This is a genomic window from Pseudomonas sp. Pseusp21 (assembly GCF_059492145.1).
On the sequence record NZ_CP168520.1, the window covers coordinates 5,584,505 to 5,600,049 of the forward strand.

Annotated in this window: 11 protein-coding genes and 4 tRNA genes; 8 read left to right on the forward strand and 7 right to left on the reverse strand. The window is 61.3% G+C overall.

All coding sequences use genetic code 11. The features are described from left to right. Positions 1 to 9: 9 nt before the first annotated feature. Positions 10 to 3,480: a hybrid sensor histidine kinase/response regulator gene (locus tag ACEN93_RS25465; RefSeq protein ID WP_163974371.1), complete on the reverse strand. Its 3,471-nt coding sequence runs from the start codon at positions 3,478 to 3,480 to the stop codon at positions 10 to 12. A 134-nt stretch (positions 3,481 to 3,614) separates the two neighbouring features. Continuing rightward, positions 3,615 to 4,157, reverse strand: coding sequence for a TetR/AcrR family transcriptional regulator (locus tag ACEN93_RS25470; protein WP_074687579.1), 543 nt, complete (start codon positions 4,155 to 4,157; stop codon positions 3,615 to 3,617). Between the two features lie 91 nt (positions 4,158 to 4,248). Here ACEN93_RS25470 and ACEN93_RS25475 point away from each other — a divergent pair, with 91 nt between their 5' ends. The 4 genes from ACEN93_RS25475 to ACEN93_RS25490 all read left to right on the forward strand — a co-directional run bounded on the left by ACEN93_RS25475 (position 4,249) and on the right by ACEN93_RS25490 (position 9,043). After that, positions 4,249 to 5,436, forward strand: a complete 1,188-nt coding sequence (locus ACEN93_RS25475) for an MFS transporter (protein WP_495610652.1) — start codon at positions 4,249 to 4,251, stop codon at positions 5,434 to 5,436. 53 nt (positions 5,437 to 5,489) lie between these two features. Further along, on the forward strand, positions 5,490 to 5,801 hold the full coding sequence (locus ACEN93_RS25480; protein WP_074687581.1) for a cupin domain-containing protein: 312 nt from the start codon (positions 5,490 to 5,492) through the stop codon (positions 5,799 to 5,801). Between the two features lie 105 nt (positions 5,802 to 5,906). Further along, the gene (locus ACEN93_RS25485) at positions 5,907 to 7,058 is read left to right on the forward strand and encodes a TDT family transporter (protein ID WP_495610653.1); all 1,152 of its coding nucleotides are present in this window, start codon (positions 5,907 to 5,909) and stop codon (positions 7,056 to 7,058) included. A 110-nt stretch (positions 7,059 to 7,168) separates the two neighbouring features. After that, entirely contained in the window at positions 7,169 to 9,043 is a 1,875-nt protein-coding gene (locus tag ACEN93_RS25490) for an MFS transporter (RefSeq protein ID WP_495610654.1), read from the forward strand. Between the two features lie 52 nt (positions 9,044 to 9,095). Here ACEN93_RS25490 and sugE read toward each other — a convergent pair whose 3' ends face one another. From sugE to rdgC, 3 genes are all read right to left on the reverse strand, one after another. Continuing rightward, the gene (gene sugE, locus ACEN93_RS25495) at positions 9,096 to 9,410 is read right to left on the reverse strand and encodes a quaternary ammonium compound efflux SMR transporter SugE (protein WP_039769847.1); all 315 of its coding nucleotides are present in this window, start codon (positions 9,408 to 9,410) and stop codon (positions 9,096 to 9,098) included. Positions 9,411 to 9,528: 118 nt separating this feature from the next. Next, a complete protein-coding gene (locus tag ACEN93_RS25500) occupies positions 9,529 to 10,494 on the reverse strand; it encodes a bile acid:sodium symporter family protein (protein WP_039769848.1) in 966 nt (321 codons plus the stop codon). 75 nt (positions 10,495 to 10,569) lie between these two features. Beyond that, complete coding sequence (gene rdgC, locus ACEN93_RS25505) at positions 10,570 to 11,490, reverse strand: recombination-associated protein RdgC (protein ID WP_007950430.1); 921 nt, start codon at positions 11,488 to 11,490, stop codon at positions 10,570 to 10,572. 159 nt (positions 11,491 to 11,649) lie between these two features. Here rdgC and ACEN93_RS25510 point away from each other — a divergent pair. The 4 genes from ACEN93_RS25510 to ACEN93_RS25525 all read left to right on the forward strand — a co-directional run bounded on the left by ACEN93_RS25510 (position 11,650) and on the right by ACEN93_RS25525 (position 12,185). Beyond that, positions 11,650 to 11,725: transfer RNA gene (locus ACEN93_RS25510), tRNA-Val, on the forward strand. 20 nt (positions 11,726 to 11,745) lie between these two features. Next, a tRNA-Asp gene (locus ACEN93_RS25515) sits at positions 11,746 to 11,822 on the forward strand. A gap of 190 nt (positions 11,823 to 12,012) precedes the next feature. Then, positions 12,013 to 12,088, forward strand: a tRNA-Val gene (locus ACEN93_RS25520). Between the two features lie 20 nt (positions 12,089 to 12,108). Further along, a tRNA-Asp gene (locus tag ACEN93_RS25525) sits at positions 12,109 to 12,185 on the forward strand. Positions 12,186 to 12,330: 145 nt separating this feature from the next. On the opposite strand, the gene ACEN93_RS25530 is transcribed toward ACEN93_RS25525, so the two are convergent. After that, the gene (locus ACEN93_RS25530; protein ID WP_085666682.1) at positions 12,331 to 13,497 is read right to left on the reverse strand and encodes a catalase family protein; all 1,167 of its coding nucleotides are present in this window, start codon (positions 13,495 to 13,497) and stop codon (positions 12,331 to 12,333) included. Further along, positions 13,494 to 15,302, reverse strand: coding sequence for a di-heme-cytochrome C peroxidase (locus ACEN93_RS25535; RefSeq protein WP_495610655.1), 1,809 nt, complete (start codon positions 15,300 to 15,302; stop codon positions 13,494 to 13,496). Before ACEN93_RS25535 ends, ACEN93_RS25530 begins: the two co-directional genes overlap by 4 nt. Between the last annotated feature and the right edge of the window lie 243 nt (positions 15,303 to 15,545).

The following is a 15,545-nucleotide window of genomic DNA, read 5'->3' on the forward strand; positions in this document are numbered from 1 at the left end:
GCCGCTCTGCTAGAGCGGCAAATAGCGACTCAACAACGCCCGCAACGCCGCCGGTTTCACCGGTTTGGCCAGATAATCCAGCCCCGCTGCATGCACCTGCGCCACGGTTTCTGGATGCCCGTCGGCGCTGATCACCACGCCGGGCACCGGCTCGCCCAGCCTAGTGCGCAACCAGGCCATCAACTCGGTGCCGGTTTCGCCGTGATCGAGGTGATAGTCCACCAGCGCCAATTGTGGCCGCACGCCGTCATCGAGCAGCGCCGCACATTCTTCGCGGTTGCGCGCGGTCCAGACCTGACAGCCCCAGCGCGTGAGCAGGCTGTTCATGCCGATCAGAATGCTGTCTTCATTGTCGATGCACAGCACCTGCGCGCCGCTGTGCAATTTGCCATTGATTTCCACCGCCGCTGGCGGTTGCACGGTCTGTGCTTTGGCCAATGGCACACGGACACTGAACACGCTGCCACGCCCCGGCCATGAGCGCACGCGCAAGGTATGGCCGAGCACGCGGCACAGGCCATCGGCAATCGCCAGGCCCAGGCCGAGACCTTTCTCAGCGCGGGTCTGGTGGCTGTCGAGGCGTTTGAATTCCTCGAAGATTACTTGCTGTTTGTCCTCCGGAATCCCCGGCCCGCGATCCCACACTTCCAGACAAATCTCGCCTTTGCGCCGACGCACGCCCAGCAGCACCGGGCCTTTTGCGTAGCGGAAAGCGTTGGTGAGGAAGTTCTGCAGAATCCGCCGCAGCAACTTGATGTCGCTGTCGATGCGCAACTGACTGCCCCGTACCCGGAAACTCAAGCCCTGTTCCTGAGCCAGTGCCTTGAATTCCGCGCCGAGAATATCGAACAGCTCATTGACCACGAATGGCTTGCGATCCGGGTTGATCTTGCCGTTCTCCAGGCGGGAAATGTCCAGCAGGTCGCTGATCAGGTCTTCGGCCGAACGCAGCGAACTGTCGAGATGCTGCACCAGTTTCTGCGCCTCGGCGCTCAGGCCGTCTTCCTGATGGGAGAGGGCGGCGGAGAATAGCCGTGCGGCGTTCAAGGGCTGCATCAGGTCGTGACTGACGGCGGCGAGGAAGCGGGTCTTGGACTGGTTGGCCGCCTCGGCATTGCCCTTGGCTTCGGTCAGCGCGACGTTGAGTTGCGACAGTTCCTGGGTCCGTTCGCTGACCCGTTGCTCCAGCCCTTCGTTGGCCTCGGTCAAAGCCTGCTCGGCTTCGCGGAACGCGGTGATGTCGGTGAAGCTCATGACGAAACCGCCGCCAGGCATCGGGTTGCCGATCAGCTCGATCACCCGGCCATTGGGGAACAGTCGCTCGGAGGTGTGGGCGCGTCCCTGGCGCATCCAGTGCAGGCGCCGGGCGACGTGGACTTCCGCTTCACCGGGACCGCACAAACCACGCTCGGCGTTATGGCGAATGATGTCGGCAATCGGTCGGCCGACGCTGATCAAACCGTCCGGATAGTTGAACAGCTCGAGATAGCGGCGGTTCCAGGCCACCAGTCTCAGCGACTGGTCGACCACGCTGATGCCCTGGGTAATGTTCTCGATGGCGCCTTGCAGCAGCGCGCGGTTGAACTGCAGCACTTCCGAGGCTTCGTCGGCGATCCGCACGACGTCCTCCAGCTGCATTTCTCGACCTTCGATGGCGGCTTTCACAACCGCTCGCGTTGACGAAGCGCCAAGGACACCGGCCAGCAAACGCTCGGTGTGGGCGATCCATTCGCCGTCGGCGTTCTGGTTCGGGTTGAAGCCTTTGCCCTGACGGTAGGCGAAGCGAATGAAGCTCTGGCGCGCGCGTTCTTCGCCGACAAAGCGTGCCGCCAATTGCAGCAAATCGTCGATCTGCACTGCCAGCATCGAGCGTGCATTCGGCCGGGCGCTGATTTCCTGGCCGATAAAACGCCCGGCCTGCCAGTGCTCCGACACGCGGGTGCGCGACAGCACCGAGACCCAGGCGAACAGCGTGAAGTTGCCCGCCAGCGACAGCACCACGCCTTGGGTCAGCGGGGTGATCGGCAGGTTCAACGGGTTGCTGTGCAGCCAGGCGAGTCCGGGGAAACTGTCCAGCGACCAACCGAGGCTGCGCGCAGCGATTGGCAGGATCAAGGTGTAGAACCACAGGAACGTACCGGCGGCGAGACCGGCGAATACACCACGCCGGTTGGCCTGTTTCCAGTACAGCGCGCCGAGCATCGCCGGGGCCAGTTGGGTCACGGCGGCGAAGGCGATCTGGCCGATGGTCGCCAGGCTCGCGGTCGAGCCGAGCAAACGGTAGCTGACGTAGGCCAGCAACAGAATCAGCACGATGCTGACGCGACGCACCGAGAGCATCCACTGGCGGAACACTTCGAACGGCCGTTCGGCATTGTTGCGGCGCAGCAGCCACGGCAACAGCATGTCGTTGGAGACCATGGTCGACAGCGCCACGCTCGCCACGATCACCATGCCGGTGGCTGCCGACGCACCGCCGATAAACGCCAGCATCGCCAGCGCCGGATGGGCCTGGGCCAATGGCAGGCTGATGACGAAAGAGTCGGGGATGACCGAGCTGGGCAGCATCATCTGACCGGCCAGGGCGATCGGGACTACAAACAGCGCGGCCAGTGCGAGGTAGGCGGGGAACACCCATTTGGCCAGGCGCAGATCCTGTGGGTCGATGTTCTCGACCACCGTCACGTGGAACTGGCGGGGCAGGCAGATGATCGCCATCATCGCCACGCCGGTCTGTACCACCATCGACGGCCAGTTGATGGTTTCTTTCCAGTATTCCTCCAGGCGCGGGGCGAGCATCGCCTGGTTGAACAGGTCGTCGAAGCCGTCATACAGGCCATAAGTGACGAAGGCGCCGACGGCGAGGAAGGCGAACAGCTTGACCAGCGATTCAAAGGCAATCGCCAGCACCATGCCCCGGTGGTGCTCGGTGGCATCGAGGTTGCGCGTACCGAAGACGATGGTGAACAGCGCCAGCACCAGCGACACGATCAGCGCGGTGTCCTGGGCGCGGGTGCCCATGGCGTCGGCGCCGGCACCGATCAGCAGGTTCACGCCAAGGACGATGCCTTTGAGCTGCAAGGCTATGTAGGGGAGGACGCCGACCAGACAGATCAGCGCGACGACCACCGCCAGCGATTGGGATTTACCGTAGCGGGCGGCGATGAAGTCGGCGATGGAGGTGATGTTCTCCTGCTTGCTGATCATCACCATTTTCTGCAGCACCCACGGCGCACCGAGCAGCAGCAGGATCGGCCCGAGGTAAATCGGCAGAAATGACCAGAGTTGTTCGGCGGCCTGGCCGACTGCGCCAAAGAAGGTCCAGCTGGTGCAGTAGACCGCCAGCGACAGGCTGTACACCCAGGCACGCACCCGTGGCGGCAGCGGCGTGCTGCGACGGTCGCCGTAGAAGGCGATGGCGAACATGATGGCCATATAGGCCAGGGCGACGGCGGCGATCAGCCCGGTGGACAACGACATGGAACACTCCCGACAGAAAACGACCGGACTCGCGCCCGGTCAGACAGTCTCGCACGGGCGCGGCGGTTAGTCAGTGTCGACCAAGGTCGTGGCGCGGCGGGGTGTCGCAGGAACAGAACCGGCCGGTTTTGCGGTCAGTCCGGTTTCAGCGCGATGTCGATCAAGCGGTGCAGTTCTCCGACTTCCAGCGGCGCTGCCGAAAACAGAATGCGGAACACCACCGGGGACACCACCAGATTGATCAGCCGATCCACGCTCGGCGCCGGTTCCTTGGGGTGGCGCTCGATGATGGTCTGCAACTGCGCGCCGATGATCGCCACGCAATAGCCCGGCGTCGCGCTCGCTTGCACGTCGCGCATCATGTTGCGGCCGGGTTCCGAACTCATTTCGTCGAGATATTGTTCGGCCCACGCGCGGAGATCGCTGCGCAGGCTGCCGGTTTCAGCCGGCTCGCTGTCGGGGCGCATGCGGGCGAGGGCGACGTCGGCCAGCAAGGTCGCCAGATCGCCCCAGCGCCGATAAATCGTCGACGGCGTCACCCCGGCGCGCGCCGCGATTTGCGGGACGGTCACCGTTGAGCGCTCCTGTTCTTGCAGAAGCGCGCGGACTGCCGAGTGAATCGACTCCTGCACCCGGGCACTGCGGCCACCCGGGCGTAAACCTTCTTTAATAGCCATGCGGCAGACCTTAACACAAAGAATTTGCTTTAAGCGCAAGCCAAGAGCACACTCCGCAAAAGCAAAAAATTAGCTTTTGCGGAGTGTGCACATGACCAGCCTTGCTTCCAACCGTTCCAGCCTGTGGTTTCTGGCGATCACCTTACTGAGTTTTCTCGCCGCTTCCACTGCGCCGACGCCGTTGTATCACCTGTATCAGGATCAGCTGCATTTTTCGGCAGCGGTGCTGACCCTGATTTTCGGCGTCTACGCCCTCAGTCTGCTGGCCGCGTTGCTGACGGTCGGTTCGCTGTCGGACCACCTGGGACGCAAACCGGTAATCTTCACCGCCGTGACGCTCAATGCGCTGGCGATGCTGCTGTTTATCTACGCCGACAGCGTGGGCTGGCTGATCGGCGCGCGGGTGCTGCAAGGTTTTGCCACCGGCATGGCCACCGCTGTGTTGAGTGCGACGCTGCTGGACATTGATCGCCAGCAGGGGCCGCTGATCAACAGCGTTGCGCCGTTGCTGGGCATGGCGTTGGGCGGCATGGGCTGCGGTTTGCTGGCGGAATTCGCCCCGGCGCCGTTGCAATTGACCTATTGGCTGCTGCTCGCGCTGTTTGTGTTGCAGGGCATCTATGTGTGGCGCCTGCCGGAGAGCGTCTCGCCGCAGGCCGGGGCGTGGGCCTCGTTGCGGCCGACCCTGCACGTGCCGGTCCAGGCGCGTTCGACACTGTGGCGAGTGTTGCCGTTGAACACCGCGACCTGGGCGCTCGGTGGTTTCTATGCCTCGCTGGCACCGTCGCTGGTGCGCACGGCCACTGGCTCCACCTCCAACCTGATCGGCGGTGCCACTGTTGCGGCGCTGACGGTGACCGGTGCGCTGATGATCTTCACCTTGCGCAATCGTCCCGCCTCCCGGGCGCTGCAACTTGGGGCGAGCCTGCTGCCGGCCGGTATCGTGCTGATTCTGTTGGGCGTGCACAGCGCCAGTCTGTCGCTGTTCTTCTTTGGCACGCTGGTGGCCGGTTGTGGCTTTGGCTCTGGTTTTCTCGGTGCGGTGCGCAGTCTGGTGCCGCTGGCATTGCCTCATGAGCGTGCCGGTTTGATGTCGGCATTTTATGTGCTGAGTTACCTGGCGTTCTGCCTGCCGGCGTTGCTGGCCGGACATTTCACCCACAGCGTGGGCCTGCTGACCACCACCGATGTGTATGGCGCGGTGCTGATTGTGCTGGCGGTCGGTGCGCTGCTGATGAGTTTCCGGGCGCAAGCGGCAAAGACCTGCAGCGCTCCATAAGCCCGTCAGATTCGGTTAGCCTTGGCCAGCCCCTTCTTCTCACGGACCGACGCATGAAGATCATCCGCAGCAAGACCTTCACCGCCGAGCGCGCCTGGGGCGCGCTCGACATCGCCAACATGAACGGCATCACCACGCGTCTGCACTGGACCGATCAGCCTTACAAATGGCACGTCAATGACGGGGAAGAAGTGTTTGTGGTGCTCGACGGCAAAGTGCTCATGCACTACCGCGAAGAAGGTGAGGAGAAGCAGGTCTTGCTTGATGTTGGCGACATCTTCTACGCGTCCATCGGCACTGAACACGTCGCTCATCCTCAGGGCGCGGCGCGGATTCTGGTGATCGAAACCGAAGGCAGTGTCTGACTTCATATCTACAAAACAGATAACAGTTAGAGATATTACCCGTTATATAGATATTCGATTCGGTTCTACCATGAGCTCAACCTCACCTGAGGACAGGAGTTCATGATGATTTGCCCCAACAGCGCCAAACCCGGCATCAAGCCATTCAGCCAGCTTCAGCACCCGCGTGAAGTGATCCGCCAATTCACCCCGAACTGGTTCGCCGCCACCATGGGCACCGGCGTGCTGGCCTTGGCGCTGGCGCAATTGCCCGTTTCCATTCCCGGCCTGCACGCCGTGGCCGAAGGGCTGTGGCTGTTCAACATTCTGTTGTTCGTGCTGTTTACCGCTGCCTACGCCGCCCGCTGGATTCTGTTCTTCGACGAAGCGCGGCGGATCTTCGGGCACTCCACGGTTTCGATGTTCTTCGGCACCATTCCCATGGGCCTGGCGACCATCATCAACGGCTTTCTGCTGTTCGGTCTGCCGCGCTGGGGCGATGGGGTCATTCATCTGGCTGAAGTGTTGTGGTGGCTGGACGTGGCGATGTCGCTGGCCTGCGGCGTGCTGATTCCCTACATGATGTTTACCCGTCAGGAACACAGCATCGATCAGATGACCGCCGTCTGGCTGTTGCCGGTGGTGGCCGCGGAAGTGGCGGCGGCCAGCGGTGGACTGCTGGCGCCGCATCTCGCCGATGCGCACTCGCAACTGGTGGTGCTGGTGACCAGTTACGTGCTCTGGGCCTTTTCTCTGCCGGTGGCGTTCAGCATCCTGACCATCCTGTTGCTGCGCATGGCCTTGCACAAACTGCCCCACGAAAACATGGCGGCGTCGAGCTGGCTGGCTCTCGGCCCGATCGGCACCGGCGCCTTGGGCATGTTGCTGCTGGGCGGCGATGCCCCGGCGATCTTCGCGGCCAACGGTCTGCCGGGCATCGGTGAAATCGCTTCGGGCCTGGGCCTGATCGCCGGGATCACGCTGTGGGGCTTCGGTCTGTGGTGGATGCTGATGGCGCTGCTGATCACCGTGCGTTACCTGCGTGATGGCATCCCGTTCAACCTTGGCTGGTGGGGTTTCACCTTCCCGTTGGGCGTTTATTCGCTGGCAACCCTGAAACTGGGCAGCACCTTGCACCTGACTTTCTTCAGCGTGGCCGGTTGTGTGCTGGTGACGTTGCTGGCGGTGATGTGGCTGATCGTCGGTAAACGCACCCTGCAAGGCGCGTGGCGCGGTGAGCTGTTTGTTTCACCGTGCATTGCAGGTTTGAAGAAATAACCTGCAAAGATTAGGTAATGTGTGGCCTGGATCGCGGTTCGAGATTCTTATAAGCGTAGCCAGGCCACTCGCTACCTTCTCTTTCCAAAAACAACAGGGTCACACGGAAGATGAGTCACCCCTCACAGTTCAACCTGCTGCGTACCCGGCGCTTCCTGCCGTTCTTCATCACTCAGTCGCTGGGCGCGTTCAACGACAACGTGTTCAAGCAGTCGCTGATCCTCGCCATCCTCTATCGGCTGACCATCGAAGGTGACCGCTCCATCTGGGTCAACCTGTGTGCGCTGCTGTTTATTCTGCCGTTCTTTCTGTTCTCGGCGCTGGCCGGGCAGTTCGGGGAAAAGTTCGCCAAGGACGCGTTGATCCGTCTGATCAAACTGGCAGAAATCGCCATCATGGCCGTGGGATCCATCGGCTTTCTGTTCGATCACCTGTCGCTGATGCTGGTGGCGCTGTTCGCCATGGGCACGCACTCGGCGCTGTTCGGGCCGGTGAAGTATTCGATCCTGCCGCAGGCATTGCGGGACGACGAACTGGTCGGCGGCAACGGGCTGGTGGAGATGGGCACGTTCCTGGCGATCCTGGCCGGGACCATCGGCGCGGGGGTGATGATGTCGTCGGCCAATTACGCGCCGGTGGTATCCGCCGCGATTGTCGGCATCGCCGTGCTGGGTTATCTGGCCAGTCGCAGCATTCCCCGCGCAGCAGCGGCGACCCCGGAAATGCGCCTTAACTGGAACATCTTCAGTCAGTCCTGGGCGACCCTGAAACTCGGCCTGGGGCAGACGCCAGCGGTGTCGCGCTCGATCGTCGGCAACTCGTGGTTCTGGTTTGTTGGGGCGATTTATCTGACGCAGATCCCGGCTTACGCCAAGGAGTGGATGCACGGCGACGAAACCGTCGTTACCCTGATTCTGACGGTGTTTTCGGTCGGTATTGCCCTCGGTTCGATGCTGTGCGAGAAGCTTTCCGGGCGCAAAGTCGAGATCGGCCTGGTGCCGTTTGGCTCGTTCGGCCTGACCGTTTTCGGGCTGCTGCTGTGGTGGCATTCCGGTGGAATACCAGAAAGCGCTGTTGGCCATAGCTGGACCGAAGTGCTGAGTTTCGGTCATGCCTGGGCGGTGTTGATCGATGTGCTGGGCCTCGGGATCTTTGGCGGTTTCTACATCGTGCCGCTGTACGCATTGATCCAGTCGCGCACCGCCGAGAACGAGCGGGCGCGAGTGATTGCCGCCAACAACATTCTCAACGCGCTGTTCATGGTGATCTCGGCGATTGTCACCATCGTGTTGCTGAGTGTGGTGAAACTGTCGATTCCGCAGCTGTTCCTGGTGGTGTCGCTGCTGAACATCGGCGTTAACGCCTACATCTTCAAGATCGTCCCCGAGTTCAGCATGCGTTTCATGATCTGGCTGCTCAGCCATTCCATGTACCGCGTCGAGCATCGCAACCTTGAAGCGATTCCGGATGAGGGCGCGGCGTTGCTGGTGTGCAACCACGTGTCGTTCGTCGATGCCTTGCTGATCGGCGGTGCGGTGCGTCGGCCGATTCGCTTTGTCATGTACTACAAGATCTACAACCTGCCGGTGCTGAACTTTATCTTCCGCACGGCGGGGACGATTCCTATCGCCGGACGCCAGGAAGACATCCAGATCTACGAAAAGGCCTTCACCCGGATTGCCCAATACCTGAAGGAAGGTGAGCTGGTCTGCATCTTTCCGGAAGGCAAATTGACCGCCGATGGCGAGATCAACGAGTTCAAGGGCGGGCTGACGCGGATTCTCGAAGAGACGCCGGTGCCGGTGATTCCGCTGGCGTTGCAGGGATTGTGGGGAAGTTTCTTCAGTCGCGATCCGAACAAGGGGGTATTCCGGCGCTTGTGGTCGCGGGTGACGCTGGTGGCGGGTTCGCCGGTAGCCGTTGAATCAGCGCAACCGGCGGAACTGCAGGCGTTGGTCGGGGAATTGCGCGGGACTGTCAGATAATCATTGGCTGTGCCGGCCTCATCGCGGGCAAGCCCGTGATGAGGCCAGTGGCTTAAGCGCTGACCTTGAGCCCGATCAGTCCGGTGACGATCAACGCGACACTGGCCAGGCGAATCAACGCCATCGATTCGCCAAACAGGATGATCCCGGCAATCACCGTGCCCACGGCACCGACGCCAGTCCAGATCGCATAGGCCGTGCCCAGCGGCAATTCCTTCATCGCCAGACCCAGCAATCCCAAGCTGACTGCCATGGCGGCAACGGTGAGAACGGTTGGAAGCGGACGGGTGAAACCATCAGTGTATTTCAGGCCGACGGCCCAGCCGACTTCGAACAGGCCGGCGAAAAACAGAATGATCCAGGACATGAAAGACCTCCATCGATTGACGGGGCCGTCCCCAGATTGAAAACTCGATTGAGCCGCAGGGTCGTCCCCGCGTGGCGCACATACTACCTAAAAATGTGCGCCGCACCGCGATCCGGAATCAGTCGGCCGTCTGTTGTGCCAACGTCTCACGGTCTTCTTTTTCGCTCATCCGCCGGAACCAGGTCGACAGCAGCGCCCCGGAAATGTTGTGCCACACACTGAACAATGCACTTGGCACCGCCGCCAGTGGCGAAAAGTGCGCACTGGCCAGCGCAGCACCCAGCCCCGAGTTCTGCATGCCGACTTCCAACGCCAAGGACTTGCGCTGCGGCAGTGGCAGGCCGAACAGGCGTCCGGTGAAATAACCCAGCAGATAACCGAAGCTGTTGTGCAGCATCACCACGGCCATGATCAGCAGGCCGGATTCGGCGATTTTCGCCTGGCTGGCGGCAACCACGGCGGCAACGATGATCACGATGCTGACCACCGACACCAGCGGCAGCACTTCCACCGCGTGGCGCACCTTGTCCCCAAGCACACGTTGCGCGACCACGCCGAGGATGATCGGCAGCAGGACCACTTGCAGGATCGACCAGAACAATTCCATGAACGAAACCGGCAACCAGGCCGAGGCCAGCAGCCAGATCAGCGCTGGCGTCAGCAGCGGGGCGAGGAGGGTGGTGACGGCGGCGATGGCCACCGACAGCGCCAGATCGCCACGGGCCAGCCAGGTCATGACGTTCGAGGACGTGCCGCTCGGGCAGCACCCCACCAGAATCACGCCGACGGCGATTTCCGGCGGCAGATGAAAGATCTGGCACAGCAACCAGGCCATCCCCGGCATGATCACGAAATGCGCGACCACGCCCAGTGCCACACGCCACGGATGGCGGGCGACGGCGGCGAAGTCGTCGAGTTTTAGGGTCAGGCCCATGCCGAACATCACCAGCCCGAGCAACGGCACGATCGCGCCTTTGAGGCCGAGGAACCAGGCTGGTTGCAAGAACGCGATCACCGCGAAAATCAGAACCCAGTAAGCGAAGGTGTTGCCAACAAAACGACTCAGTGCAGCCAGTGCGCGCATGGCCTGTTCCTTATTATGTGAAAACGCCACCGAAGCGGTGGCGTTTGAAGATAACCCAAAGACTGCGCAGAGGCTTTAGATCCCCTGCGGAGTCTCTTCGCCGCCCAGCGCTTCAACCAGCGCCGGCAGGAAGTCGCCGAACGTCAGCATCATCAGGGTGAAGCTGGCGTCGAGTTGGCCGAGGGCTTCGTCGCCGCCATCCTGTTCCGCCTGATCCTGCAACAGATCTTCGAATTTCAGGCGCTTGACGGTCATCTTGTCGTCGAGCATGAACGACAGTTTGTCCTGCCATGCCAGCGACAGTTGAGTCACCACCTTGCCGGTGCTCAGGTGCAGCTGGATTTCTTCGCTGGTCAGGTCCTGACGCTTGCAACGCACGATGCCGCCGTCTTCATGGGTGTCGCGCAGTTCGCACTCGTCCAGGACGAAGAAGTCCGGGGCGGCTTGCTGGGTGGTGACCCATTCGGTCATCACGGCGGTCGGCGCGGTTTTCACTGTCAGCGGACGAACCGGCAGGGTGCCGATCACTTCACGCAGGGTGGAGAGCAGGTCTTCGGCGCGTTTCGGGCTGGCCGAGTTGACCAGGATCAGGCCCTGTTTCGGCGCGATGGCGGCGAAGGTCGACGAGCGGCGGATAAACGCGCGCGGCAGGAACGCCTGGATGATTTCATCCTTGATCTGATCGCGTTCCTTCTTATAGACCTTGCGCATCTGCTCGGCTTCGATCTCTTCGACCTTTTCCTTGACCGCATCGCGCACGACGCTGCCCGGCAGAATGCGTTCTTCTTTACGGGCGGAGATCAGCAGAAAGTCACCGCTGACGTGCACCAGTGGAGCATCTTCGCCCTTGCCGAACGGCGCGACGAAACCGTAGGTGGTCAACTCCTGGCTTGCACATGGACGCGCCAGTTTGGTGGCCAGTGCAGTTTCCAGCGCCTCGGCATCGACAGGCAGGTCTTGGGTCAGGCGATAGATAAGCAGGTTCTTGAACCACATGGGGTGAGTCTCTCCTTTATACAAAGGGGGGCATTATTGTCTTCGCCGGGTCATAGGCCAACCCTTCTCTAAGCCTTTGGAAGGCCTGAGAAAATTATTTAAAAAAGTGCTTGCCAGAGGTTGGGTCGCTCCGTAGAATGCGCGCCACACCGAAGCGAAGGGTGATTAGCTCAGCTGGGAGAGCGTCTGCCTTACAAGCAGAATGTCGGCGGTTCGATCCCGTCATCACCCACCATTCGTTTTCAAGTGTTTAGCGCAGCGGTAGTTCAGTCGGTTAGAATACCGGCCTGTCACGCCGGGGGTCGCGGGTTCGAGTCCCGTCCGCTGCGCCATATTCGGTAACCTGGAACACTGAACGCCAGGTCACCACGGAAAAACCCGCCAAGGCGGGTTTTTTTCTGCCTCGAGTTGTACAGGCGGGATGTGTCGTTTCACCGGTTTTCGGATTTTTTTGAAAAAAACTTCAATTAAATCAACACTTTACGAAAACTTGTGGCATAATGCGCCCCGTAACGAAGCGAAGGGTGATTAGCTCAGCTGGGAGAGCGTCTGCCTTACAAGCAGAATGTCGGCGGTTCGATCCCGTCATCACCCACCATTTCGTTTCAAGCGTTTCGCGCAGCGGTAGTTCAGTCGGTTAGAATACCGGCCTGTCACGCCGGGGGTCGCGGGTTCGAGTCCCGTCCGCTGCGCCATATTCGGTCATCTGGAACACTGAACGCCAGATCACCACAGAAAGCCCGCCAAGTGCGGGCTTTTTGCTGTCCGGGGTTTGGCTTTTGCCGGGCCTGAACATGAGAAAGCGACCTTTGACGGTCGCTTTTTTCGTTTCTGGCGCTGCTATTGCGCCGAGTTGCGGCTGTGGCGGTAATCACTCACCGCTTCATACACCGCTTTGCGCAGGCGGTTGATCCCGCCAATCGGGCGATGAGCGTCGATGCCGAACCAGGGATTGAACGACAGGTTGTCGCATTGCAGGTTCAGCGCCGGGGTGTCGAAGTCCTGCGGGGGCAGGGTGATCCTCGCCACTGTCTGGAATGGGCTGTCCTGCTCGCGCCATTCGATGCTGGTGTCTTCGATCGGCATGTACTTGTTCGCGTCCTGGCGCTGGATCTGCAATACGAAACACGCCGGTATCCGGTCGGTCGACAGCTGCTGATTCAACGCGGTGCGCAGGAAGTTCGGCAGATCCCGGTTCTGTTTCGGCAAGGTATATGCGGGGCAGCGCTCCGGATCCGGCATCACCCGGAACTTGGCATTGGCCTCGCCGAACTTGTAGGGCGATACCGAAAAGTAGGTCGTACGTGTCGGGCTCTCTGGTGGTGGCGAAAGGGTCGCCAGCGCAATGAACAGGTGCCGAATTTGCCACTGGCGCGGATCCCACCCCGGAAAAAACGCCATGACCTTCTTGCCGTCAGCCTGCGCCGCCACATTCTGACGATACTCGGCGACATCGCTGACAAAGAAGTTCGGATGACTGAACATCACGAAATCCTGCTCGTGCAGCCCCTGACGGTCACCCAGCAACTGCTTGCCCGGCACATCGAGCAGTTTGAGCGCCATGCCCCGGGCATCGCGGATGCTGTCGAATTGCGGATACGCGTTGCCGTTGGACAGGCGCATCGTCGCTTTCCACAGCTTGCCCGGTTCGCTGAAGACGCCCTGGCGCAATTCCTGAGCCAGATCCGGCAACACCTGCACATCGGCCTTCACGCAGCCATGGGCCTTGGCATGGGCGTCGCGCAGGTAGCGGGTGCTTTCGCGGTGCTGATCGACGATGCGCACCGCGGTCTGAATCACGTCCTGGGTCATGGCGGCCTCGCCGTCCGGAACCTGCTCCAGCGCCGACACCGGGCCACGGTGTTGCCAGGCGAACCAGGTGGTCGCCAGGGCCCAGCCGATCAGGCCGATCACCAGCAGGAGGACCAAGGTTTTGCCCAGTATCCGTCCCAGCCAGAGCCAGAAACGCGCGAGCAGCGAAGGTCTTTTGAAGGAATTGAAGATCATGGCAGTTGCGCCTCCAGCGGGCCGCCCAGCACTTTCAGGTATTCCAGCAACGCCCAGCGTTCTTCAGGCTGCAGCAGTCGGCCGATGACGCCTTTGCCGCGCTCGCCGGCGCGAAATTCGTGGCCGCTGTTGTGGTTGCCGGTGATGCGGGTGTCGAACAGGAAGCCGTTGGTGAAGGCTTCGGTGCGGTAGCCCAGATGGCGCGGGTCGTATTCGAAGGTGCCTTTATAGAAGGTGGTGGCGCGCTCGTCCTGAGGTGACAGCAACTGATAAAGGCTCGGCACCGAGCCGTTGTGCAGAAATGGGGCCGTGGCCCATACGCCGGCCAGCGGTCGGGCCTTGTAGGCGACTTTTTCGCGAACGCCGATCGGCAGACCGAAGCCGTCGAGCTGTGGTTTCTCGGCAGCAGTGATGCCGGCTTCGCGGTACGCGCGGTTCTCCACGAAGGCGGTGACGTAAGCCAGTCCCTTGGCCACCGACAGCTGGCTGAGGTCCAGCGGTTCCTTGGGTTTGGGGTGCAACTTCACGTCCATTTGTTCCAACTCCGCCGGGTTCCATTGCAGAGCGGTCAGGTCGAAGCGGTGATTGGCAATGTTGTTGGCCGCATTCGGGTCGGTGCCGATGACGTCCACCGGTAGCATGTGCAGGTGCTGCACCCAGCGTTCGCCTTCCTGGGTCTGGCGCGGCACATGGCACCCGGCGCAGTTCTCGGCGAACAGGGCTCGGCCCTTGGCTGCCAAGGGTTTGTCGACGACGCCGAGCACCTCTTCAGGCCAGGCCGGCGGTCGCAGTTTTTGCAGGGTTTCTTCGATCTTGTGCAGATCACGCACGCGTACGCTGGAGGCATAGCGCTCATCGCCCTGCAGTGGCTGACCGTTGGCGTCGAAGAAATTCAGGGTGGCGCCGACACCCAGCGCCTCGCCGATATTGCGTGCCATCGGTTGCTGTGCCGAGCCGTTCCATTGCACCCAGTCGAAGGTCCACATGTCCCATAGCTGCGGGTAATCCACCGGGGCGTTGGCCACGCGATAGTTGCTCGGGGAGATCGCATCGCCGAAGGTCGCGTTGGCGATACGCCCGAAGGCATCGGTGCGGCCGGGGCCTTCTTCGGTGGGGTAGAGGCCGCGATGGGTGTCATTCCAGGCCACTTTGATGAAGGTGTTCAGTGAGCGTTTGAAGTCTTTGCGCAGTTGTTCGTGGCGCGCGTCGTAGTCGTCACCCAGCACATGGCGGGCGAAACGTTCGAATTTCCACGGGTTGTAGTAAGTCGAGGTGAGACTGGCGACCAATGCCTGTCCGAAACTTCCGCCGCGCAACGTAGGAACGCTGGAAGGCAACACGTGCTGGGCCGAGCCGCCATCGATGCGCACTGCCTGGCCATTGAAGTGCAGTTCGCCGGTATGGCAGGCCGCGCAAGTGATGTCGAGATATTGCTCGGAGCTCCCGGGATTCCGGTGACGGGCGAAACCCACGGGCAGATTGCCCGGGTTGTCCGGCGTGGCTTTCTGCTGCGGATCGATCAGAAAACCGAAACGCGCGAGGTATTCCGGGGAAGCGAAGCGTTGCTGCGAGAACGGCAGCTCCAGCGCCTGGAACCACTCATAGCGCAAGCCCTTGACCTGCGTCCCCTGCGGGGTGAAGTAGTAGGTCTGGCGCTCTTGCTCAGTCCACTGATCCAGGTAATGCACCTGTTTCGCGGGCGTCGGGAAGGGCAATTTCGGATTGGCGACATAGTAAAGAACCACTGCCAGGACCAGTCCCAGCAGCACCACGATCAGCGTCAGCACACGGTATAAGAGGCGCAAGATGAACATCCTTGTCGATTTGTTGCGCTGTTATGCCTGAGGCGGGTGGTGTGCGGCAAGTGGCCATTACGCCAAGTGTTGTGGGAGGTGACATCAATTGTCGTCAGAGCCAGATGACAGAAGCTTCATCACGGCGTTGGCCAAATGCGTTTTAATCCCTGAACTTATCGGAAGATTCCTGCTCTCATGCCGGTAGCCATTGGTCGTGGCGGCCTGATAAGCTCGCGGCTTTACTCGATTGCC

Excerpts from the sequence above, each read along its gene's own strand:
- ACEN93_RS25470 (WP_074687579.1), bottom strand. The coding sequence starts at position 4,157 with ATGGCTATTAAAGAAGGTTTACGCCCGGGTGGCCGCAGTGCCCGGGTG.
- rdgC (WP_007950430.1), bottom strand. The coding sequence starts at position 11,490 with ATGTGGTTCAAGAACCTGCTTATCTATCGCCTGACCCAAGACCTGCCT.
- ACEN93_RS25485 (WP_495610653.1), top strand. The coding sequence starts at position 5,907 with ATGATTTGCCCCAACAGCGCCAAACCCGGCATCAAGCCATTCAGCCAG.
- ACEN93_RS25530 (WP_085666682.1), bottom strand. The coding sequence starts at position 13,497 with ATGATCTTCAATTCCTTCAAAAGACCTTCGCTGCTCGCGCGTTTCTGG.
- sugE (WP_039769847.1), bottom strand. The coding sequence starts at position 9,410 with ATGTCCTGGATCATTCTGTTTTTCGCCGGCCTGTTCGAAGTCGGCTGG.
- ACEN93_RS25500 (WP_039769848.1), bottom strand. The coding sequence starts at position 10,494 with ATGCGCGCACTGGCTGCACTGAGTCGTTTTGTTGGCAACACCTTCGCT.
- ACEN93_RS25465 (WP_163974371.1), bottom strand. The coding sequence starts at position 3,480 with ATGTCGTTGTCCACCGGGCTGATCGCCGCCGTCGCCCTGGCCTATATG.
- ACEN93_RS25480 (WP_074687581.1), top strand. The coding sequence starts at position 5,490 with ATGAAGATCATCCGCAGCAAGACCTTCACCGCCGAGCGCGCCTGGGGC.
- ACEN93_RS25475 (WP_495610652.1), top strand. The coding sequence starts at position 4,249 with ATGACCAGCCTTGCTTCCAACCGTTCCAGCCTGTGGTTTCTGGCGATC.
- ACEN93_RS25490 (WP_495610654.1), top strand. The coding sequence starts at position 7,169 with ATGAGTCACCCCTCACAGTTCAACCTGCTGCGTACCCGGCGCTTCCTG.